Genomic DNA, 22,409 nt, shown 5'->3' with positions numbered 1-22,409 from the left:
GAATATAAATTTCATATTTCTGAATCGTATCCCTTTATTCTTCAAAGATTATTAATCAACACGCTAACCACCATTAATAAGAAGAGACTCCCGTTCTACTTTTTTTAGTTTAGCGACAACAAGTTGATAAGAATCATGAGCAAGTTCCGTTAATATAGTTGAATCAACTTCTCCGCAAAGTTTAATCGTTATCCAATGCCTTTTATTCATATAATACCCCGGAGAAATAGATTCAAATTGAGATATTAATACCTCACCATCTTCCGGCTTACACTTCAAAGTAACGCGTGCTATCTCTTCATTTTGTGATATTAATGCATACATTTTGCCTTTCACTTTATAAACTAAAGCATCTGGCCCAAAGGGAGACGATACATCCGAACCAGTAAACGAAGATAATAATGTTTCTATTTGACGCTTATTCATGGCCTACTCCGTGTATATCCAATAAGCATGCATAGCTAAGACTAACTCAGCTGGTGAACTTTCTTAAATTTACGTATCTTTGTCCTTACATTTTTCATCGGTGATGATGTATTAAATTGAATCATCCTCCCCAATGTCCATTTTTCATACCATGGCTGTTCATACAAGCAGCTATTATCTAAACTATCAATTAAGGTAACAATCGACGCTGTCGTTACTTGTAGCTCTTGCTGAAGCGCAAGAAAAGACCAATCACGATATTCATGCTGAAAGTGCTGGGCTAACAGCCCTAGCTGATTCCACTTATAACCATCAGCTGGAAATTCAACATCTCGCCCAGCTGCTTTTTCTTCATACCAAAACATCACAAGTCTCCCCCAGCCAAGCAAATAAGCTAAGGTATCGCAGACACTGATCCTTGTTCCTTTCACATTGCCTTCAATTTCACAAAGGCGAGTCAACTCGGCTGGAATAGTGACAACGTCACAGTGAAGTTTTCTAAACGCCTCATTGATTGCGCTAAGTAACTCTACTTTATTTTGCGGAACAGAAGACACGACAAGCTCCTTTTTATTTGCGAATCATTATCAATACCTTGATTTACTAAATTAACTATCTAACATACCTCCATTATCTGACGTCGTTAATGTATGCCACCAGCGGCTAAATCAACACATGTAAACACGAAGGCCATGAAATGAATCAAAATATACAGACAGCTTATCAAGGCGAGCTATACGGCATTGCTTTTTTTGAGTACTTTGCAAAGCACTACACAGAACAAAATAAACAGACGCTTTGGGATACATTGATTGCTGTCGAAGTCCGTACAGCTAAACTAATCGAAGCTTATTTTGATAGCGTTCAACAACCTTACAATAACCATGACCTAAAAATGATTAGTAAAGGTGAAGCAGACGCACAAAAGTGGATATCACTACCTTGGGGGCAATTAATCACTACGCTTGAAGCTTGGGTTGAGCCTTATGAACGTCAATACCGGGATTGGTATAGCCAAACGGAAAAACACCCCGATTTAGAGCAATCTGTCTTCGAACTTATTGCTGCGCATGAAACGGCTATTTACACCTGTTGGCAAGAAGAATGTCAGCAAAAATCAGGTATTGAGCCACTTCAATCCTTTTTAACCCAATACACCATTCAAGAGTCCCTTCTACAATAAGGTGTTATCTTTAGCGTATGTATACTCTGTGATTAAGCTAAGGTAGAGAGCCGATGAGTGATATAAATTACCCTATTCTGTATTCCTTACAACGTTGCCCGTACGCAATACGGGCAAGACTTAGCTTACTGTTAGCAGACCAAACCGTATTATTACGTAATGTTAAGCTGCAAAATAAACCCGCCGAAATGCTCGCTGTATCACCCAAAGGGACAGTCCCCGTACTTTACTTCCTGCAAGAAGATAGAGTCATCGACCAGAGCTTAGCCATTATGTATTGGGCGTTAACAACCAATGACCCTAATAATTTATTGAGGACAGGTGAACCTGAAACATCTAATGAAATGAGCCAGCTAATCGAACAGCATGATAATGTCTTTATTCCTCAGTTAGAGCAATACAGGGCAACTGCACGTTATCATGACAAGAAAGAGGCTGATGCAAGGCAAATCTGTGAGGGCTTTGTTGCAGCACTGGAGGGTAAATTAACTCATTCTGCTTTTTTAATGGGTAATGCACCATCGCTTGCAGACTATGCACTGCTCCCTTTTATGCGCCAGTTTTCTAAAGTAGATCGAAAGTGGTTTCTACAAGCGCCTTATCCCAAATTTCAGCAGTGGCTTGTGACTCATTATAATAACCCTTTATATGCAAAAGTGATGAGACCGTATCCAGAATGGCTTGTTGAACGCGAGAATGTTATTTTTAACAGCGAAAGTTAATCAGCCCTAAGCAAAGGTCATTTTTGCTTAACGCACAATAAGAAAAGACACCAAATGAAAAAGATCACCCTGTATGTGAAAGACAACTGTCCACACTGTAAAGACGCGCAACGTTACCTTGATGCAAAAAAAATCCCATATCGATTAACGAACGCAGCAACGCCTCGCGCTCAGAAAGAACTAAGTGCAATGAGAGCTCGATCGATTCCAGTATTAAAAGTCGGTGATCAAGTGGTTATCGGTTGGAACCAAAAGAATTTTGAAAAGGCGTTTAACGCTTAGTACTCCACAACTACTTATCGTAGAAGTGATACATTATCCCAAGCTTTGGTTTGATCAAAAAAGTTTGGGATAAATCATCAGAGCAGTCTCAATGCGTTCAGATTACATATTCGCAATACGTTCATCTACGCATTCATAAGAGCCCATTTCAAACTCACGGCAAATCCAAGGGCGATTTTCATAAATCGTACACATCAAGGTGTCACGATCCAGTGCAGAGCACCAACCATCATCTAAACGAGCCATTACCTCACCGCCCCAATCATCTGTTGCAATATGTTCTTCTGGTACACCAGTATCCGTCAAGATCATCACTTCCAAACGACAGCAACATGCCTGACAGTTTGCACACGTCACTTCTGAAGTCGGCACATTTTTGACTTCTATATTCATAAACAACTTCAAATTACATATTTGCCTGCATCATAGCTCATTATTTAGCAACGCAATAGTAATGTAATGCCCCGCTCCCTCTAACGGCTTTAAGTGTTGCTGTAATGAGCATTTCACAAATAGATACTTGACCTCATTACTCAAGAATAATAACATGCAATTAAAATACACCTTTAATCCAAGGGTACTCAGGAGAATCAACATGGCACTATCTTTCAAAAAACTATTTAAAAAAGACGATTCCAAAGCAAATGCTGTTTTGACGCAACAAGCGAAAACTGAGGATACACAAACGACAATTGAAGAGGCTGAAAATAATACAGCTGAGAAGAAAAAAGGAAAACACGGTGAACCAGGTTTTTGTTGTGGTTCATGCTCTTAAGATTAATTTAAGAGAGCCAAACGAACTCCTTCCATAAACTGGAGGGAGTAACTTCAAGCACCTTACCCTTTTCGTTTTTCTTTTTTTTCTTGATATGAAATCCATTTAGCAATCATTTTGATCAAATCTGCCTTATTAACTGGCTTTGTTAAGTAATCATCCATCCCTAAAGCAAGACTCTTTTTCTTCTCCTCAGCCATAGCATGCGCAGACAAGGCAATAACGGGGCACCAAGGATAGTATATTTCTTGCAACGCACGAATATCCGCCGTCGCTTCATAACCATCTTTGTTGGGCATCGAAATATCAGTGATAACGAGATCTGGAAGGTTTTCCCGATACAGCGCAACAGCTTGCTCTCCATCTTCGGCAAAGAGGAGTTCAACGGCTGTATCCGCCAACATTTTTTCTATCAGTAAGCGATTTACATAGCTATCTTCTGCTACAAGTATTTTTTTATGCTCAATTACATCGTTCACTCGGTGATCATCGGCTATGTAATGATCTTGGTTAACCGCTGTCGGAGACTTGGCTGGCTGATTAAGTAACGTTATGGTAAAGGAAAAACAAGAACCTTTTCCTGCTTCGGAACATACAGTGAGCTCTCCACCAAAGAGTTGGATTAAGCGTTTACAAATGGCTAAACCTAAGCCAGTCCCCTCATATTGTCGGGTTGCCGAATTATCCACCTGTTCAAATTTTTCCATAATAAACGGGAGTCTTTCTGCTGGTATTCCTATCCCTGTATCTTGTACACAAATATGGAAACGCGTTTTTCCAACAAGTGCTTCAGCATCAATGTTCACCGAGACTGAGCCTGAATCCGTAAATTTAACCGCATTTCCAATTAAATTTAAAAGAATTTGGTTAAGGCGGCCTTTATCTCCAACTACTGCTGTATTTATCTTTGAAGATATATTCAGGACTAATGGTAAATTTTTCTCTTTCGCCTGATAAGTACACAGATCTATCGTAGACTCAACCACCTCTTTTAAATTAAAACATTCATTTGTTAATGATAATTTACCTGCCTCAATTTTACTGTAATCTAGAATGTCGTTAATAATAGTGACTAAATTTGCAGCCGACTTATGCACTAATTCCAACTGCTCTCGTTGTTCTGAATGCATAGACTTTTCAAGAAGTAACTCACTAAAGCCCATAATCGCATTCATTGGTGTTCGAATTTCATGGCTCATGTTAGCCAGAAACTCAGATTTGGCTTTAGTTGCTCTCGTCGCCTCTTCAAGGGCTGCCTCTAATTGTTCCTCAACCTGTCGGCGCTTAGTTATATCGCGTTCAACAGCAATAAACCGCACTATTTCACCGTCGCTATCTGTTACAGGGGAAATATCTAGCTCAACCCAATACGACTCACCACCTTTAGCATAATTAAGGATCTCAACACGTACAGCTTCCTTCTGAGCTATCTTCCGTGACATTTCATGAACTGTTTCAAGATCAGAACAATCACCTTGTAGTAAACAACCAGGAGACTGACCAACAACTTCAGACAAGGTATAACCAGTAAGATTTTCAAAAGCTGGATTTACCCAGGTTATTTTACCGTCCGTATCTGTGATTATGATGACATCCCTAGCATGCTCGGCAACCTGAGCAAGTTCAGTGACTTTTTCCGTTAGTGCAATTTGCTGTTGGTGTTTTTCTGCAAGCGTTTCTTGTGCTTTAGCTAAAGAATGAGACATTTCATTAAAGGCGGTACTAACACGCGTTACCTCATCGTTGCCCGTTACCATAATTTGCGCACCGGGTCCCATTCTTGCCACCTTATCCGCCCCCTTTCTTAACACATCAAGCCGACGCATCAAGTATGTTCCTAGCGCTAAAGAGAACAAAGCCACCAGCGACATTTCAGCAATGGCAATTAACAAGCTTGAGCGTGTGGCTTGGCTAAGCATGACATGAAGGTCCTTAACTGTTACCCCCATCTCAACATTGCCATAAAGCTGGCCATCTACTTGAATTGGGCTTATCACATCATAGACACCATCTGTTACATCAGCAGGAGAAACGTTTGTATTAATACCGGTATAATCACCATGCTTGGCTAACTCAACACCATTACTATCGGTAATTCGGATATAGGCTAGGTTTTGCTCACTGACGAGTGATTCTGCGAAGCTATCTAGATAAGCTAAATCCGTCGCTAACACTGCATCCCTTGTTGCTTTTGCAAAGACGCTTGCGAGTTGGTTTGTCCCAACTCTTAAACGATTTTCATTTGATGATTGTAACCATTGCAAACCTGTAACAATAAGCAATGCAAGAGCAAGAGCCTCGATCAGAGCGATACCAATTATTGTCTTCGTTCTTAACGTCATAACCAGCCCCTCCCTTGCTATTACTAAAGTTTGATACCTAACCCAACAATGTCATCCCAATCACTGTCTTTAGCTGTCTCAAAACCTTTAATACTCAGCATATCAAACATGGCTTTTGCTTTAGGGTGCTGGTTCAACGTCTCTACACTGTTACGTAATTGCTTCACGGTTTCTGCGTCTAACGAACTCAAATACGCAATGGCATGGGGGGTATAACTTTTGGTTTTATAAATAACCTTAAGTTGCTCTCTTAAAGAATCAGGAATGCTGTTAAATGTTCGCATAACACCACCACCAGCAGGATAAAGTCCTTTAGCAACGGCCATGTATACGGAGTCATGTGACCCAACATATTTCGGTGTTATCACCAATCCTTTTTGGTGCAGTTCTGACTGTGTGAGAATGGATGCAGCAAAAGCTCTAGGGGCAGGAAAAGCAAGTAGCTGATCACTTAAATAATCAATAGAGCCACTCCAATTTTTTTGAGCAACGATTATGCCTGTAATTCGTTTATCTTTAGCATGGGCCAGCGCGGTATACCCAGGAACATGATTAACAACAGTAAAATGATAGGGATTCATGTAAGCCATATCGTATTCACCAGCAGCTAAGCGCTCTTCAAATGTAGGAATATCACGGGCTGTTGCAAATCGAAATTTTATCCCCGTTACCTCACTCCATGCATCGAGCAAAGGCCCCCACTGCTTTGCTAATTTAGAGGCGGATTGCTGTGGAACCACACCGAAAACGATCTCTTTCTGTCCAGCAAAAGAGTGGAAAGACATAAAGACCAACAAGGCAATAAATAGCGGCTTTACGATTACGCATTTCATTTTGGTTCGCATTTTGACACTCCATAGGCCTGCTTTATGCAAATACCTCAGATGCAAACCTCTCAGTCGAGGTATCTGCTACTCTTTATTCATTGCAAACTGCATCACCTAGGCGAAATAGCAACTAATTGCATAGCTTTATCTAATAACTTGCAAATATAGCGCCAGATTACTCACTTTTCTTTTCGGCAAAAAAAATCCCACTCAAATAAGTGGGATTCCGACCGCCTTCATCCAACGCGGTATGGTCAGCTGACTTTCTCTATATGCCAAGTTCCGTGACATAAAGCGTTAGTTACTTTCCACTCACCATCCATTTTATTATTAATTGCAGCCCCACTAAAACGATACCCCCACCTATGGCTATCCGAGTACAGCTCTAACACGCCTTGTTCTGATATCCACCCTTTCAAAAGTGTGTTGTTATACACCAGTGTTAAGGAGACCTGTCCATTATCAACGGTGCCAGTAATTCGTGTTTCTAAACAAATTTTGTCACCACTAACGTCAACTCGTTTACCCTCCCATTGCCCATCGAAAGCATCGGTAACAGTAAATGACGGGCTATCGGGTAATGCCACCACGATGGGTACTCGCTCGGTATTCGCAAACTGTCTAACTATGAGTAATATAGCCGCTACAATAGCCAAAATTACAAATGGTTTTTTCATACCTAACTTCCCTATCTTTTGGTTATCCCTATTTAATCGTATCGCAAGTAACGAAGCAGCTTAGCCCCTTTATTTTGGAAGTTAGCTCAAAGTTTCAAATAGTGATTTTTAATAGGTTTTTGACACGCTATAGTGGCTGCGTAATCTAACTAGGCATAATCAAGCGGGGATAAAGAAAGCAATGGAATTGTCACAATTTTTAGCACAACTAAGACACGATCCTAGCCATATCGAATTTGATCAAACAATGGCTATCATCAGCCAGTATTACAACTTCACTCCAGCTGCATTCACTAATGGTGATGTAAGTAATCTAGTAGGTGAAAATAATGGTTCGTGTAAGATTTTGTCTTTTGCGAAGATCCACAAGCTATCAGAAGAACAGACTTTAGCCTGTTTTGGTCGTTTTTATCGCGATGATGTGTTGAAACACCCTCATAATACAGACCACTTGAATATTAGAAACTTCATCCAATATGGTTGGTACGGCGTAACATTTGATTCAAAAGCTCTCGAAAGTAAATAACTTAAACAACTCACCGCATCATTATAACTCGGGATGCCCTTCCCGAGTAAAACCTAGAACTGGATGATAAGCCTAATCGCTAACGAAAAAGCAATATACCTATCTACAAACCAAATGATTCTCTACAAACAGCATGATTACAGGCGTTGCCATCGAAGCATCGACCGCACTTCCCATTATTTATAGATAACCACCTTTCTTTAATAACAATAAGATACAGGTATAAATTTAACTTCCTCTGTATCTAACTACTTATTTTTCCGTACTAAAAAACATCGAGTTGCTTCCAAATAACTCATATTGTTACTTTGCATTTTAACAAGCTTGTGAATGCCATATAAATTATTGAATCTAATTTAAAAAACACCTCTTCTTTTGGCCTAAATAAGCTAATGATTGAGCTTGTAAGAGTTTTAATTTACGTCTTCGTTGTGACCTCTTTTTTAGCAGAAAAAAACAACAATCTTCATCAGTAATTACATTCACTATTCGATAGGGATATTATGATGCAAAAATCGTTAATCGCTTGCGCCATCATTGGTAGTTTAAGCGCTATTGGGCAAGCTAATGCCATGGACTGCTCCCAGATTGAGATCTGGGATAGTAGCACCGCCTACAGCACGAATGATCAAGTACAAAGCAGTAGTATTGTGTACAAAGCCAACTGGTGGACGAAAGGAAATGAACCTTCAGCACACTCAGGGCAATGGCAAGAGTGGTCAGCATTGGGCCAGTGTAACGGCACCCCCAATAATCAACCGCCAAGCATTACTGTTACTTCGCCACTAAGCAATGCGCACTTCACTACGGGTGACAAAGTTGTGCTCAGTGCTTCTGCAAGTGATCCTGACGGAACTGTCGAGAGCGTTGAATTCCTATTAAATGGCACATCTTTAGCACTAATTACAACTGCACCCTATACACTTGATTGGCTCGCACAAACAGGCAACCATGCCATTGAAGCAAAAGTGACTGACAACCAAGGCGCGACCAGTAGCAAAGCCGTCAATGTTTCCGTCACCAATGCAACCAACAACTTACCGCCAGAAATTAGCCTGACGAACCCAACCAGCACATCTCAAATCCGATCGAATGACAACCTAACACTTGCAGCTTCTGCCACGGACAAAGATGGCACGATTTCACAAGTCGATTTCTATATCGATGACAATTTGGTCGGCAGTGATACCGCAGCGCCTTACGAACACACTTGGGTTGCCCAGCAAGGTACACATAGTTTTAAATCAAAAGCGATCGATAACGAAAATGCAGCAACATTTAGCGAAACAATCACAGTGGCTGTATCTGGTGGTTCAGAGAGTGGTGGATGCCAAGGCATTCCAACCTACACTGCAGGACACAGCTACCAAGTTGGTGACACTGTACAAAACCTAAATCATAAGTATCGCTGTGATGTGGCTGGCTGGTGTTCATCCAACGCAGCGTGGGCTTATGAACCCGGTAATGGCCAACATTGGACAGATGCTTGGAGTGATTTAGGTATTTGCGCCATAGTGCCTGAAGTTGCGATTACCTCCCCTACAAATAACAGCATTATCCTTGCAGGCAGTAGTGTCAAAGTAGCCGCTTCTGCATCCGATGCTGACGGCAGTGTCACCCAAGTTCAGTTCTTTGCTGGCAATGACAATCTAGGTACAGACACAACTGCGCCGTATACGGCAGATTGGCTTGCAACAGGGTTAGGTGATGTCAGCTTGAAGGCTATCGCAACGGATAACGAAGGCAATAATGCAGAATCATCGGTGCTAGTCAGTGTAAGCGATCAAGCTCTGGTCACAAGCCTAACGTCACCGGTTAGCGGCTCAACCGTTACCTTAGGAAAAGCCTTTAATCTTTCAGCAACGGCTTCTGCCATTAATGGCGCAATCCAAAAAGTGGACTTCTTAGTTAACGGTAGCATTGTTGCATCTGACACCACTGCACCTTACCAAGCCAATTGGACAGCAGGCTCCGCAGGTAGTTACACCGTCACAGCTATAGCAACAGATACACTCGGCGCCACGGCCATATCCCCAGCTGCTTCTGTGAAAGTTGTCGAGCAATCAGCAGTAAAACATAACCTCATCGGTTACTGGCACAACTTTGTAAACGGTGCTGGCTGCCCTATTCGCTTACGTGAAATTTCACCTGCTTGGGATATTATTGATATTGCCTTTGCAGACAACGATCGTAATAGCGATGGTACAGTGCACTTCAACTTATACGCTGGCGACATGCACAGCAGCTGCCCTGCATTAAGCCCTGAACTCTTTAAGCAAGACGTTCGCGAGCTACAAGCGCAAGGTAAAGTGATAGTACTGTCTTTAGGCGGCGCGGAAGGTACCATCACCTTAAATACTGATACCGATGAAGCTAATTTTGTAAGTAGCTTAACCAGCATTATTCAAGAATGGGGATTTGATGGGTTAGATGTTGACCTAGAAAGTGGTTCTAACTTACTTCATGGCACGCAAATCCAAGCACGTTTACCGCGAGCACTTAAACAAATCGAAACCAACATGGGCAGTGACATGTACTTAACCATGGCACCAGAACACCCATACGTTCAAGGTGGCATGATAGCTTACAGCGGTATTTGGGGTGCTTACATTCCATTAATTAATGAGCTTCGCGATACCCTCGATCTACTCCATGTTCAGCTATACAACAATGGTGGTTTACCGAATCCATACATGAACGGGGCTTCTGCACCAGAAGGCTCAGTGGATATGATGGTTGCATCAGCACGTATGCTGGTTGAAGGCTTTAAACTCGCGGATGGGACGCAATTCGCGCCACTGCGTGATGATCAAGTTGCTTACGGTTTACCATCAGGCCCTAGCTCTGCGAACTCAGGCCAAGCACCAACACAAAACATCTTGGATGCACTTGATTGTGCGACCAAAGGTACCAAGTGTGGCACGGTTGTCCCGACTAAGCTTTACCCTCACTTTGGCGGTGTCATGACATGGTCTATCAACTGGGATGAGCACGACGGCTACAACTTCTCTGGCCCTGTCGGTGATAAGTTGAAAGCGATGAATGCACAGTAATATTCACCAAGCTTACAGTCACAGGCTTTAGGCTTTAGGCTTTAGGCTTTAGGCTTTAGGCTTTAGGCTTTAGGCTTTAAAAACTCAATAAACGCTCAGTCTTTACTGAGCGTTTTCTTTTATAACTTTACGCTTAACAAGGTAATTCCGTATACTGCGCCGCTAAATACCTATCAACACGGTTAAACCAAATGATTATTTTAAGTACCAACATGGGCGACATCGAGATTGAGTTAAACATGGAGCGTGCGCCCGTTACCTCTAAGAACTTCTTGAAGTACTGCCAAGATGGTTTTTACGAAGGCACGATTTTTCACCGTGTGATTAAAGGTTTTATGGTCCAAGGTGGTGGTCACACTGCGGATATGGATGAAAAACCAACACGAGATCCTATTGCTAACGAAGCAAATCGCGGTCTGAAGAACGTAATTGGTTCAATCGCAATGGCACGTACTGATGCCCCACACTCAGCAACCGCACAGTTTTTCATCAACCTAGATGATAACGATTTCTTGGATCACACTGCAACAACCAATATGGGCTGGGGTTACTGTGTGTTTGGTAAAGTAACGGCGGGTATGGATGTCGTGAAGAAAATGGCGGTTGTGCGCACAACCTGTAAGCGCGGCCACGATGATGTACCAAGCGAGCCAATTGTTATTGAGAAAGTAACAATCAAAGAGTAATACCTCTCTGAATAAGTAAAAGAGTGCCTAGCAACCAAGGCTATATGGCACTCTTTATCACTTAACGTCAATATTAAGCATTCACTACAAAATCAAAACTGGCCTCCGAGTGTTCACCGTTTTGAACAATATCGATTTGTAGTTGCTCTCGTTCTTCTCCGCCCCACCATTCATTGCCTGTCTGCCCTTTCAGATACAGCTGAGTTGTTAATAGCTCACGATCTTTTTGCCATAGCTTAACGTGAATATGTGGTGGTCGATTGTTGTAAGGCACTGGTACCAAGGTTTGAAAGGCATATTGCCCTTTACTATCGGTTTCAACACCACCAAAGCCGGCAAAATGAGAGTCAAATGCCGTGTGGTTAGCCTGCTGAGGATGATCGTAAATACCTGCGCCATCGCATTGCCAAATTTCAACTTGAATACCGAGTAACGGCTTTCCTTGGCGGTTGCGAACTTGCCCTTGCAAAGTCAAAGGCTTACCTATCAGCCCTTGCACATTAGCGATTAAATTTGAACGGCTCGGTATAGGTATTACGGGATAGAATGGCCCTTCCGCTTGAGGGGGCGTTAACAAGCTAGCGGTGGATGGTTTTGCTTTCGCACGCCACGCGAACAACAGTGACCACAATGCAAGGAAGTGACGCCTGCGCATAATACCTCTCCCGATAGTAAATAGCCTTCGACATTACTTACATTGTGGCAGTGCTTATTCAAATAGACTAATTCGCTACACTGTTGAGACAAAGCTACTCAACGCTACTCAAAAATAGGCGCATCAAAATCATGCCCTTCATCGGTGTAAGCCGTCACAATTGCATCAGCGACTAGACCAGTTTCTGCTTTAACTTGGGTTTCAAAAAAGTGCTGAATTTGTTTACGTCGACCATGTGCAGACCAACAATCCGCATCTTCCCAAATTTCATTAAACACGATTGGGTAATCATTTCGGATCGCACTTGGATGATCGATTTGGCGCGTCAGCATATATTGGATACAGCCTTCTTCGCGGTACGCGTCTGGCTCTAATGCTTTTAACACCTCAAACAACTCGGCTTCTTTCCCGTCTTTTGGCTTAAACTGCGCGAGTACATAAACACGACTAGTCATAGTGAATTCCTTTTTAATTAGATATGTAGGTTACTTTTAAGTTAACTGTTTTTCCCTGTTGCTTGTTCAAACACCTGCTGGCCAGTTAGCTTTTTTGTTTCGTTACTAAACGCGTAGTAATCAGGCTTTTCATCAATGAATATTTCACTTTCTAGGTCAAAATCTTGATCTTGGAATAAGCCAGCTGAGAGAATATATTCATTCTTCGGTAATAAGTGGTAGAACAAATGCGTACCACATTTACCGCAAAATCCTCGCTCTGCCCACTCAGAAGATTGATAGATTAATGGGGTATCACCAAGAAAGGTAACGTTCGGTCCACAATGAACAGCAAAGAATGGACCTCCGGTCCATCTCCGACACATATCGCAATGACATAAGCCGACCTCATGTTGATCGTCAGCAACGGCTTCTATAGCTCCACAAAGGCATTTCCCTTTCATCATCCATTCCTTTCATTAATCTTGTTCTACACAGCGTAGACCAAATTTATACGATTCTTGGTGATAACTAATGTGCCAACTGTTGCTCTCGCTGAATCTTCACCCAGAAGGCTTCTTGGCACTTATTATTGAACACTTTCTTCATAGGCCTGATCGCATAAACGTCAGATTCCACTACTTGATAGCTAATCCAGCACTCTTCACACACATTATCAGCGGTATGTTCTGGAGTGCCGTTTAGGCTGTCTTTTTCCGAACGATATTGAAGAACGACACCATTATTGAAAACATAAGACGTCTGTTCTTCATTCACTTCAACACCATCATCAATATATTGGTGTGAATGTGTCTCTTGAGTGGCGATCACAACATCAGAGCTATGCCCTTTTATCGCGGCGATATAAGTAAACAAATTATCCATTTGTCGCTACTCCGATCGCGCTTTCACTGTTTTCTTAACTTTTTTTAGTGCCATTGTTCGCTTTAATGGCGAGAGATAATCAATGAACAAATTACCTTTTAAATGATCAATTTCATGCTGCATAACCACAGCGAGAAATTCACTATTTTCAATCGTCATTTGATCGCCATTACGATCTAGCGCAGAGACCACCACAGACGTATAACGTTCTACATCTGCGTAATAACCTGGGACTGACAAACACCCTTCTTGCCCCATTGCCTTATTGCTACCGCTCACTACCTCTGGGTTAATTAACACTAAAGGATCATCGCGATTTTCTGAGATATCGATAACAACAATGGCATTGGTGCTACCAACTTGCGTTGCAGCTAATCCGATACCATCACTTGTCGAATACATAGTTGCGAGCAAATCATCGATGAAAGGTTGAACTGCAGCAATATCCGTTACCGGCTTTGCTGGAATTTTGAGTCTTGGGTCTGGAATTGTCAGAATATCTAAAATAGCCATAGCACGTCTTCTGTTAAGTATCTTCAATATCAATATTGGTAAGAAAGTGTTCAAACGATTTAATCTGCCAAATTAACAGCTACCTTGCTCGATTAATCGTATTCATCGTAATGATATTACAGGCTTTCTCGCGTTATACAGATACAAAAGCAATTTGTGATCGAGTCAGGCATAGATCGTACGCCTAATTGATAACAATTATCAACTTTAAGTATAGATATTGCTGGTGCAAGCTGTACGAATCATCTCTTAAGCTGAATGAATACTGGCGCCATTTGAAATACTCATGCTTACACCCTATTGATAACTAGCAATTTACCCATGAAGATGTAAACTATTATCATTATCAGGAAGAGATTTATCTATGAATACAATTGTTGTTTGGGGAGCGGCAAGTGGTTTAGGCGCAGCTATGGTCGACTACTTTCATCACCAAGGCGAAAACGTTATTGCCGTTGCACGTAATCCATCAAAAAACCCTCGTCTAAAAGCACTAGGGATCCCATCTATTAGCTGTGATGCAACAGATGCTCAGCAAGTTGAAAAAGCGGTAGCTGCGATACCAGCCGATGCTTGGGTTGTATCGACTATGGGCAGTTTCCATGCCGATGTACCGGTTGATTACATTGGTCACCGATACTTAATCAATGCTCTGGAGCAACACCAGATCCAGCGTTTCTTACTCATCACGTCGCTAGGTTGTGGTGACTCATGGCAATACTTGTCAGACGCCGCCAAAAAAGGCTTTGGTGCTGCGGTTCGTGAAAAATCATTAGCAGAAGCTTGGCTTCAGTCGAGCACGCTGGATTACACTATTTTGCGCCCCGGAGGCTTAAAAGATGGAGATGTCACCAATGATGGTGAGCTTTCTCAACACGCTGAAGTTCACGGTTTGATCCACCGTAGCGAAGTCGCAAAGCTCGCTTTACAGCTGTTCGCAGACAAAACAAGCATCGGTGAGATCTATCAATGTATCGACCCAACATTAACTTGGTAACGCGCGATTTGTAACGCGATAGACACAGAGATCCAGTAAAACCCAGCCTTTCGCTGGGTTTTACTTCTTAAGACGCCATCACTTTTATACCAAACAGAGTAAACAGGCCACCCGTCGCGTAATCAATATAATGGGAAATGCGTTGATAAACACTTTTGGCAGATTGACGCGAAAATGCAACGCCGAGAAACACATGCCACACCAATGTAATTGAGGACATAGTGAGCATGATGGCGAATACCATCCACCCCGTCATGTGCGCTGGCATCGAAATACTAAACACACTGACCACAAAGAAACCGGTTTTAGGGTTCAAAATGCTTGTAATGAAGGCCGTCAAAAAGATCTTTTTTGAGGAAGGAAAACTCACTGTCGGTGCATTCGCACCTGTCATTAGCGCATTACTTTTTCGTGTTTGATAGATCTGACGAATCCCCAGATACAATAAATAGCAACCACCGACCAGCTTCATGAAACCAAATAGTTGCGGGTAATGCGTAAACAAAATCACCAAGCCTGAGCCACCGAAAAAGGCCCATAGCAAAATAGCCGTACTCACACCAAAAGCGGAGTACAAGGCTAGTTTTCGGTCATAATGCAAAGCTGTATTCACCGTTAATAGTACATTTGCCCCCGGTGTCGCAACCGCAAACATCCAAATTAATGCGACATTTAATAATGCCAATGTAAACGTCATACAGCTCCCTTAGCTACGGCGCAGCTTTAACACTATTTATAGCGGTTTAAAGAAACGATCACTGCGCGGTATATAGTAGTTATCATAATTAAACGACAAAACAACACTCTTTGTTCTTCCCACAATTTCATCCCTCGGGACAAAACCTATCGCTCTAGAGTCTGAGCTATTATCTCGGTTATCCCCAAGTGCCATATAGTAACCATCGGGGACACGAACAGGCGCAAAACTGGATCGTAACGAGCCCTTCTTATTCACGTTAAGCATCGATCCTCCTTGATCACCAATATTAACGCAGCAGTGAAGTGACAACGTAATAGGTATATCGATACCTATTTTAATCACCAATAATAAAACTTAAAGAAAACGAGAAATGATAAGGCTGTTAGCAGCCCAAACCATCCTCCAAGAACAAAACACCATTTTTGTTCATGACTGTTTTCATCCGTATCAGCAAAAACTAATGCCCCAAATGACACAACTGGAAGACATAGATATAGGCCACCCATTTTTGAACCGCTGTACTGCAAACCTGATGGTGAAGCGACATAAAACAATAATAAATACATAGCCATAACAACGACGGCAGAGATGACATGAAAATTAAGACCTTCAATACCATAAAAGTAAAAATATAAAACTAAAATCGCTATCGTGGGTACAAGTAACATCATTTTAGCCCTTGTAACGCGCCCTTGTAACAAGCTTGTTTATGGTACGAATGACAAGTTCGGGTTGTTCCAGTTGAATGTAATGACCACTTTTCGATGTAGAGACAAAATAACTCTCTGACGACAATTTACTTTGTGCTATTTGCATCTTGTTCCAAGCTTTCGCCATCTGCTTATTCTGATCTTCTGATAAAGAAGGCTGATTACGGTGCGTCGCTGTCAGTACCGCTACTGGAATATTATCGAAGTGCTTCAGATCAAGGCTACGCGCATAAGTCAGGCTGTCTTCAATCGCGCTTAACTCTGCAATCATTGTATCGACTTGGCTACCTGTGGCTAATATTGCACGGTACTGCGCCATAGCTTCAAGTGGCAAACCTTGTTCGGGGATTTCTTCTGGTGATAATGCCAAAAGCCCTATCGACTGCAAGATAGATACAACGCGAAGCTCTTCAACTAAAGCCAATTGGGCCTCTGAATTAATACGCTGCATTTCAGGTGACACATCTTCATGTAATGCATCCACCAGCACGACACCAACCACTTTATCAAGGTGACGATCCGCAAATAAACGAACATTAAGGCCGCCAAATGAATGTCCCACCAAGACTAACTCGTCTTCAATATTGGCATTAGCAAGCAAGGTTTCTAATTCTTGAACCATAGTTTGACTTGTTCGCGCTTGCTCTGCATTTGGTTCACTCCAGCCAAATCCAGATCGGTCATAACTGCACACACGCGTTGTTTGGCTGAGCTTAGGCTGTACAGCAGACCAAGTAACTGAAAAATCCCCCGCTCCAGCCTCCATCAACACAGTTGGCGAGCCTTCCCCCATACAGTTAATGTGCATCTTATAGCCCCCTACATCAACGAGACGCCCTGGCGCAGGGTTGCTCTCGATCAGTTCCGATTTTGCTGATGCACCGACCACCAATAAATAAGCAACAGCAGCCACAATAATCGCTACAGTTACCATTACGACTCTTATCAACCACCACCTAAATCCACGAGGGCTACGTAAATATTCAGACTTTGCATTCATAGTTAATTCCTTTTAAGAATAAAATGTCTCACCAATCAAACCAAGCGCCTTTATAGCGCTTTAAACGGGTGTCCGCGTACGTTTTTGAGCTACATTTACTGACGAAAACATTATAATTCTTTAGGATCTAACCATTTAAATATCACGAAATAATTTCGACGCAGATCGAGTTTATACCACTGTAAAATAGAGAAAAAAACCACTCAATGCAGCGCTCTAACAAACACATTCACAACGTATTTCCGCACCGCTACACTCAAGAGTAAGCACCCGTTACTTTTTATCGTAACGTCTATATAAATCAGTAACGAAGGGAGTTTCACTTAACTTGATACCGCCCCCCATAAGTTATCTAAAACCGACAATGGTAAATTAAGCCTTGCTGATAATTCAGAATAGCTGTGCGCCAGCTTTATTTGATGTTCATTACGATAGTCACACCCCCACACTGTAGGATCGGACAAATCCAATTTTTTCGGCTGAGCTAACACTAAATCTGTGGTGGGTTCTGGCCTTAAATCGTTCAGCTCCAGCTGAATAAGTAATGGTTGAATCGCCTTACTGGCTAACGCTGTGTAACCGAGCGTATGAAGCAGGAAAACCGCATGGGCATGGGTAATACCATGTATTTTCTCCCCTGCGAAAAAATACCCTTTTGCATCGTGATAAACTTGATCAACACTGCGCTCTATAGCTACGGCACATAATGCTTCAATCTCTTTATCACCTATTTTTCCGTTTCCTATTTGATGGTTGCGCTTAAAATTTAGGGTGTTTTCAAACATCGGATAATGTCGATAATCATCAAGCCCAAAGTACCGTTTCCAATTATCATCAGTGCAATTAATGATTAATTTAGCGATATTCGCCACAAGGTTTTCACTGACCTTTAAGTTGTTATCTGATAATGCCTTTAACACCAAAGCGCCATAAATCACACCATGTCCAGAGCGACTCAGTTGCTTTGTATTTTGTTCGATCGCATCAATAATAGGGGTATAGTTAGTCGTCAGTTTACTTACCGCTAACGGCTTTAAAAGATGGGCATATTCTTCTGATTGTAGATGTAATCTTAACTGTAGACTCTCATAAGACGCGTCTGAAAGCATATCACTTTTCAATAAAGCCGCCCCTGCAAGTAAAGATGCACCAACATGCCCTTCGAACCATCCCTTACTGTCCTGCTCAACAACATTCGCTAATGCTAAAATTCCGTTTCTAACAAAAATATCCATACATCCCTCTGTGGTAATTGATGCCGACTGAATAGGCAAATATGATTCAACCACTTATAGCTTGGTGTGAGCCTTTATTATTGGTAACACCCATATATTCTATTTGTAATTAGTTACTTGAAACCACTCAATGTCGAGGTCAACTCAAGTAACTGCTCCGCGTTCACTATATAATCAAACATCTCTGCACCTGAAAAGTAAGAGGTAGCAATATCGAGGCAATTCAAATTTTTAGTTCCATGCGGAACATCATTGCAGCCATAGGTAAATTAAAATCACCGCAGCCGTTACTCATCAGCGTCACGACACATCAAATAGTGATGTCATTAATAATATATGACAGTTTTAAAATTCTGCACGACAGCTCTCTACTAAGGATATAGCGGAAATATGAAAAATTGACGATACTTTGCAAGCAATGCATGAGTTATCGCCTGAGACGTGTTTGGCTTATGCAAAAAAAATGGCATGCTTTAGAGGCTTCTATCATAGGGGGGACGGCATTGGCCCTTCACATATTCGCCTTACTCGCGGAATGGAAAAAGAGCCTAGCCTAGGTTAAGTTCTGTCTTGTTCGCGCTTTGTTATTGCTTACTATAGGGCAAGATCCAATCCACTTGATGCAGTGTAAACTGGGTATAATCAACACCACCTTCTTTAGTTTTCGCAAACTTGCAAAGAATACCTGCTGGTTTATATTCAAACTCATACAAACTATAAGGCTCTGCAGGTAAAGGTGCTTGTCCTGCCGCCTGCATCATTAACATACCGTCTTGCACAAAAACCTTAATCTCGACATCGACGCTCGGTGTAGTAAAAGTACCCTCGTACTTTTTCAGTTGTGCAATAGCTAATGAAATAGGCTTACGGTCGAAGTCAGGTAACTCAAAAGGACGATCAAAATAAATGCTTAATACCGCCACTAATATGTCATTAAAATTATGGTTCAGAGCATCCACAGTGACAGAAAGCGCGACATCATCAGCATCGAAATAGCTAACATCCGATAAGAAACTTTCAATTTTTCCACGGTGGCCATAGCTTGATTTTGTATAGAAAGGCAGCTTAAATAATCCCTTACTTGTTGTATTTTTAATTCCTTTCATCATTGCCAACGACTGGTGTGAAATCAATTCACCGTGAAACAAGGCACGAATAAAACGCGTTAAATCATAAGGGGTCGAGAGTACAGCCCCCGCACTATTAGCAACACTCATTGACCATTGCGGCATCAAATTCCAGTGGCCCTGGTAAAAGTAGAACGATTTTAACGCTTTTCCACAATCCGCTTCCTCAGCGCAATACTTGGTCTCTTTCAAATCGAGCGGTGAGATAATATTGTCTTGCACTAAGCGAGTATAAGATTTCCCCGTCACGTCTTCTAAAATATAACCTAACAACGCATAGTTAGAATTACTGTATTCATAGCTCGCATCAGGTTCAAACACAGGTTCATACGACGCTATTCTTGCCAGCAGCTCCTTTTTATCTTGGTACTGAGCAAAGTAAGCATTGAATTCAGGCGCATTGGTGTAGTTAAAAATACCGCTTCGGTGCGAAAGTAGTTGGCCTATTGTTATCTTCTCTGCGTTTTTTATGTTGGGATAAAAATCAGACAGTGGCGTTGATAAGGTGAGCTTGCCCTGCTCTATTTGTTGGAATACTAAAACCGAGGTGAAGGTTTTAGTAATAGAGCCCACTTTATATTGTTGATTGCCTTTAAATGCCATTATTGCACCCTTCGGCAACACTGTTTGTTTACTGTAGGTAACCTGACCTTTTTCTGTAAAAACGACACTTAACGTCGCCTTGTTATTGTCAGCGAGCGAATGTAAATACTGATCCATTTTTGCTTTATCAAAGGCTCTTTCGGCAACCGCGAAACTTGATGTAAACAGTACAGCAACAATCAAACTAATGATAAAAGCACATCGTTTTATCCCATCTCTAACGACACAAACCCACATCCTATGGCTCCTTCAATTACGTTAGTCAGTATTGCGATCATGAATAATATTTAGTGCGTATTTATTTGCGTGAAACTAAGTAGATAAACTGTGGAGATAAGCGGCGTAATGTTCAGAGACCACGCCGCTGTATTCTTCACGCGCTCAAATACACTCTCTTTGATCAATGCTAACGTTATATTACTTTGTTAACGCTAGCTGATAGTTAACCGCATTCATTTCTGCGATTAAATCCACACCAATAACTTTCTTTCTTGCACTTGACTCCACCGCTATATTCACAGTTTTTACCCCAGCCTCACCCCCAAATTGAACTAACAACTCACCGCTAGGCGCGCAGATCTGGCTTTTACCACAATATTCACCAACGATATCCGCTGTCACATCGCAACCAATACGATTACATGTCACGACATACACACTGTTTTCAATCGCCCTTGCTTTTGAGATATGTAAACTTTGCTCACCACCAAAATTGGCAGGATGTAACAGCACCTCTACCCCCAATTTACTGTATTCACGGATAAGTTCAGGGAACCAAAGATCAAAACAAACGGCGATACCAAAGGTCACACCTTGATATTCGAACGTGAAAAGCGTATCCCCGCGCGAGAAGTACAGCTTATCAATATTGGTTTGAGTTATTTTTCGATATTTACCAATCAAACCTTTGCCACCAATCACAGCAACACTATTGAAAAACTGCCCTTTATCTACTTCGGCAACACCAGCTACTATGGTTGTGCCGTATTTTGCAGCTAAACGACTTAACGCTGAAATGGTTGGACCCGTATCATAATCTTCGCACAAAGCTTGAATATCTAATGGTGATTCAAATATATACCCCGTTGAAAATAACTCAGGAAGCACAACAATATCGCCGACACGCTCGCTATTCGCCAATACCTCTGCCACCAGCTCGAGATTTTTAATTTTATCTTTATAGAAAACATCGGTTTGAATCAGTGAAATTTCCATAAATTTCCTATCACTGTGGCAACATTAATTATCATGCTAACAAGGCTTAAACGGCGAGAGATCTATCTGTTCGATTTCGCATACCGCAACAACCGTTGGATGAGCAGCCAGACGCTTTAGGTAAGCGGCTAAATAGTCAAAATGTAATGGCGATGGCGTAATAGACAACGACCATTCCGCCAACATGAACAAAAAGAAGTCACATGCAGTGACAGTGTCACCCAACAAATACACTTTGTTCTCTCTACAATTACTTTCAAGCTGAGCGTTGATTACTGACAAAGCATCAGCAATTCGTTCATCTTGTGCTGCCACTATATTAGGGATGGTGCTCTTATCATTGGTATGACGATGAGGGTAATAACGCACCATAAGCTCAGCTTGTAACGTGTTATTCAAATACGTTAGCCATTGGAAAAACAATGGGCGCTCTCTACTCCCTAATGCTGGCATGAGCCCCTGTTCAGGGTGTTGTTCACACAAATGAATACAAATAGCGGGGCTTTCAAAAATCGCCAGACCACGTTTTAAATCAGCATCGAGCCCGACAGCGCCTTCGAGCGAGTGATCAATCAATGTAGGAATACGCCCTGCAGGATTCAATGTTAGATACGCTGGTGATTTTTGAGCGTTGGATTTCTTATCTACCAACACGAGATCGTAGTTAAGTCCCATATGATGCAATAAAAAATGTGGAGCCAAACTGGCATTATTCGGGTAGTAAAACAGAGTATACAAATCACTTTCCTTGACGATTTTCGGCATGAACACCTACAGACTTAACATCTGCAAGGTCTTAGGTATTTGGTCTTAGGTATTTGGTCTTAGGCCTTCCG

27 protein-coding genes are annotated in these 22,409 nt (G+C 41.8%); 8 read left to right on the top strand and 19 right to left on the bottom strand.

Annotation, left to right across the window (positions count from 1 at the left end):
• Positions 1 to 63 precede the first annotated feature (63 nt).
• A complete protein-coding gene (locus ASV53_RS05835; protein WP_094956416.1) occupies positions 64 to 426 on the bottom strand; it encodes an MmcQ/YjbR family DNA-binding protein in 363 nt (120 codons plus the stop codon).
• A 41-nt stretch (positions 427 to 467) separates the two neighbouring features.
• On the bottom strand, positions 468 to 983 hold the full coding sequence (locus tag ASV53_RS05830) for a ClbS/DfsB family four-helix bundle protein (RefSeq protein WP_094956415.1): 516 nt from the start codon (positions 981 to 983) through the stop codon (positions 468 to 470).
• 140 nt (positions 984 to 1,123) lie between these two features.
• Between ASV53_RS05830 and ASV53_RS05825 the strand changes: the two genes are divergently transcribed.
• From ASV53_RS05825 to ASV53_RS05815, 3 genes are read left to right on the top strand one after another with little or no spacing between them, the layout of a single operon-like run.
• On the top strand, positions 1,124 to 1,609 hold the full coding sequence (locus ASV53_RS05825; protein ID WP_094956414.1) for a hypothetical protein: 486 nt from the start codon (positions 1,124 to 1,126) through the stop codon (positions 1,607 to 1,609).
• 53 nt (positions 1,610 to 1,662) lie between these two features.
• Positions 1,663 to 2,331 (top strand): glutathione S-transferase, encoded by a 669-nt coding sequence (locus tag ASV53_RS05820; RefSeq protein WP_239928738.1) that lies wholly within the window; start codon positions 1,663 to 1,665, stop codon positions 2,329 to 2,331.
• Between the two features lie 54 nt (positions 2,332 to 2,385).
• Positions 2,386 to 2,613, top strand: coding sequence for a glutaredoxin family protein (locus ASV53_RS05815; RefSeq protein ID WP_094956413.1), 228 nt, complete (start codon positions 2,386 to 2,388; stop codon positions 2,611 to 2,613).
• Positions 2,614 to 2,715: 102 nt separating this feature from the next.
• Here ASV53_RS05815 and ASV53_RS05810 read toward each other — a convergent pair whose 3' ends face one another.
• A complete protein-coding gene (locus ASV53_RS05810) occupies positions 2,716 to 3,006 on the bottom strand; it encodes a YkgJ family cysteine cluster protein (protein WP_094956412.1) in 291 nt (96 codons plus the stop codon).
• Positions 3,007 to 3,208: 202 nt separating this feature from the next.
• Between ASV53_RS05810 and ASV53_RS05805 the strand changes: the two genes are divergently transcribed.
• Positions 3,209 to 3,388 carry a CCGSCS motif protein gene (locus tag ASV53_RS05805; RefSeq protein ID WP_094956411.1) on the top strand — a complete coding sequence of 60 codons (180 nt, stop codon included), beginning with the start codon at positions 3,209 to 3,211 and terminating at the stop codon, positions 3,386 to 3,388.
• Between the two features lie 62 nt (positions 3,389 to 3,450).
• Here ASV53_RS05805 and ASV53_RS05800 read toward each other — a convergent pair whose 3' ends face one another.
• The 3 genes from ASV53_RS05800 to ASV53_RS05790 form a co-directional block, all read right to left on the bottom strand.
• Positions 3,451 to 5,730 (bottom strand): ATP-binding protein, encoded by a 2,280-nt coding sequence (locus ASV53_RS05800; protein WP_094956410.1) that lies wholly within the window; start codon positions 5,728 to 5,730, stop codon positions 3,451 to 3,453.
• Positions 5,731 to 5,753: 23 nt separating this feature from the next.
• Entirely contained in the window at positions 5,754 to 6,575 is an 822-nt protein-coding gene (locus tag ASV53_RS05795; RefSeq protein WP_205049181.1) for a PhnD/SsuA/transferrin family substrate-binding protein, read from the bottom strand.
• A 236-nt stretch (positions 6,576 to 6,811) separates the two neighbouring features.
• The gene (locus tag ASV53_RS05790; RefSeq protein ID WP_094956409.1) at positions 6,812 to 7,234 is read right to left on the bottom strand and encodes a hypothetical protein; all 423 of its coding nucleotides are present in this window, start codon (positions 7,232 to 7,234) and stop codon (positions 6,812 to 6,814) included.
• A gap of 181 nt (positions 7,235 to 7,415) precedes the next feature.
• Here ASV53_RS05790 and ASV53_RS05785 point away from each other — a divergent pair, with 181 nt between their 5' ends.
• The 3 genes from ASV53_RS05785 (at position 7,416) to ASV53_RS05775 (ending at position 11,499) form a co-directional block, all read left to right on the top strand.
• On the top strand, positions 7,416 to 7,760 hold the full coding sequence (locus tag ASV53_RS05785; RefSeq protein WP_094956408.1) for a HopJ type III effector protein: 345 nt from the start codon (positions 7,416 to 7,418) through the stop codon (positions 7,758 to 7,760).
• A gap of 506 nt (positions 7,761 to 8,266) precedes the next feature.
• Positions 8,267 to 10,813 (top strand): Ig-like domain-containing protein, encoded by a 2,547-nt coding sequence (locus ASV53_RS05780; RefSeq protein ID WP_094956407.1) that lies wholly within the window; start codon positions 8,267 to 8,269, stop codon positions 10,811 to 10,813.
• Between the two features lie 191 nt (positions 10,814 to 11,004).
• Positions 11,005 to 11,499, top strand: a complete 495-nt coding sequence (locus ASV53_RS05775; RefSeq protein WP_062689092.1) for a peptidylprolyl isomerase — start codon at positions 11,005 to 11,007, stop codon at positions 11,497 to 11,499.
• A 73-nt stretch (positions 11,500 to 11,572) separates the two neighbouring features.
• On the opposite strand, the gene ASV53_RS05770 is transcribed toward ASV53_RS05775, so the two are convergent.
• The 5 genes from ASV53_RS05770 to def all read right to left on the bottom strand — a co-directional run bounded on the left by ASV53_RS05770 (position 11,573) and on the right by def (position 13,986).
• Positions 11,573 to 12,154, bottom strand: coding sequence for a dioxygenase family protein (locus ASV53_RS05770; RefSeq protein ID WP_062689094.1), 582 nt, complete (start codon positions 12,152 to 12,154; stop codon positions 11,573 to 11,575).
• 104 nt (positions 12,155 to 12,258) lie between these two features.
• Positions 12,259 to 12,609: a putative quinol monooxygenase gene (locus ASV53_RS05765; protein ID WP_094956406.1), complete on the bottom strand. Its 351-nt coding sequence runs from the start codon at positions 12,607 to 12,609 to the stop codon at positions 12,259 to 12,261.
• A gap of 41 nt (positions 12,610 to 12,650) precedes the next feature.
• Positions 12,651 to 13,052 (bottom strand): GFA family protein, encoded by a 402-nt coding sequence (locus ASV53_RS05760; protein WP_094956405.1) that lies wholly within the window; start codon positions 13,050 to 13,052, stop codon positions 12,651 to 12,653.
• A gap of 67 nt (positions 13,053 to 13,119) precedes the next feature.
• Positions 13,120 to 13,473: a hypothetical protein gene (locus tag ASV53_RS05755; RefSeq protein ID WP_094956404.1), complete on the bottom strand. Its 354-nt coding sequence runs from the start codon at positions 13,471 to 13,473 to the stop codon at positions 13,120 to 13,122.
• 6 nt (positions 13,474 to 13,479) lie between these two features.
• On the bottom strand, positions 13,480 to 13,986 hold the full coding sequence (gene def / locus ASV53_RS05750; RefSeq protein WP_094956403.1) for a peptide deformylase: 507 nt from the start codon (positions 13,984 to 13,986) through the stop codon (positions 13,480 to 13,482).
• Between the two features lie 364 nt (positions 13,987 to 14,350).
• Between def and ASV53_RS05745 the strand changes: the two genes are divergently transcribed.
• Positions 14,351 to 14,983, top strand: a complete 633-nt coding sequence (locus tag ASV53_RS05745; RefSeq protein WP_094956402.1) for an SDR family NAD(P)-dependent oxidoreductase — start codon at positions 14,351 to 14,353, stop codon at positions 14,981 to 14,983.
• A gap of 67 nt (positions 14,984 to 15,050) precedes the next feature.
• Here ASV53_RS05745 and ASV53_RS05740 read toward each other — a convergent pair whose 3' ends face one another.
• From ASV53_RS05740 to ASV53_RS05705, 8 genes are all read right to left on the bottom strand, one after another.
• Positions 15,051 to 15,680, bottom strand: coding sequence for a LysE family translocator (locus tag ASV53_RS05740; protein ID WP_062689105.1), 630 nt, complete (start codon positions 15,678 to 15,680; stop codon positions 15,051 to 15,053).
• Positions 15,681 to 15,716: 36 nt separating this feature from the next.
• A complete protein-coding gene (gene lepB, locus ASV53_RS05735) occupies positions 15,717 to 15,947 on the bottom strand; it encodes a signal peptidase I (RefSeq protein ID WP_062689106.1) in 231 nt (76 codons plus the stop codon).
• A gap of 74 nt (positions 15,948 to 16,021) precedes the next feature.
• Positions 16,022 to 16,354, bottom strand: coding sequence for a hypothetical protein (locus ASV53_RS05730; protein ID WP_094956401.1), 333 nt, complete (start codon positions 16,352 to 16,354; stop codon positions 16,022 to 16,024).
• Position 16,355: 1 nt separating this feature from the next.
• Positions 16,356 to 17,393, bottom strand: a complete 1,038-nt coding sequence (locus ASV53_RS05725; protein ID WP_094956400.1) for an alpha/beta fold hydrolase — start codon at positions 17,391 to 17,393, stop codon at positions 16,356 to 16,358.
• 323 nt (positions 17,394 to 17,716) lie between these two features.
• A complete protein-coding gene (locus ASV53_RS05720; protein ID WP_094956399.1) occupies positions 17,717 to 18,628 on the bottom strand; it encodes a hypothetical protein in 912 nt (303 codons plus the stop codon).
• 584 nt (positions 18,629 to 19,212) lie between these two features.
• Positions 19,213 to 20,595, bottom strand: coding sequence for a serine hydrolase domain-containing protein (locus ASV53_RS05715; protein ID WP_094956398.1), 1,383 nt, complete (start codon positions 20,593 to 20,595; stop codon positions 19,213 to 19,215).
• Positions 20,596 to 20,775: 180 nt separating this feature from the next.
• A complete protein-coding gene (locus ASV53_RS05710; protein WP_094956397.1) occupies positions 20,776 to 21,573 on the bottom strand; it encodes a carbon-nitrogen hydrolase family protein in 798 nt (265 codons plus the stop codon).
• Between the two features lie 36 nt (positions 21,574 to 21,609).
• Positions 21,610 to 22,311, bottom strand: coding sequence for a glutathione S-transferase family protein (locus ASV53_RS05705; protein WP_094956418.1), 702 nt, complete (start codon positions 22,309 to 22,311; stop codon positions 21,610 to 21,612).
• Positions 22,312 to 22,409: the final 98 nt, after the last annotated feature.

The sequence above is a fragment of the Photobacterium sanguinicancri genome, from assembly GCF_002265265.1.
In the GTDB taxonomy this organism is placed as follows: Bacteria; Pseudomonadota; Gammaproteobacteria; order Enterobacterales; family Vibrionaceae; genus Photobacterium; species Photobacterium sanguinicancri.
This window is presented reverse-complemented; position numbering and strand designations above follow the sequence as displayed.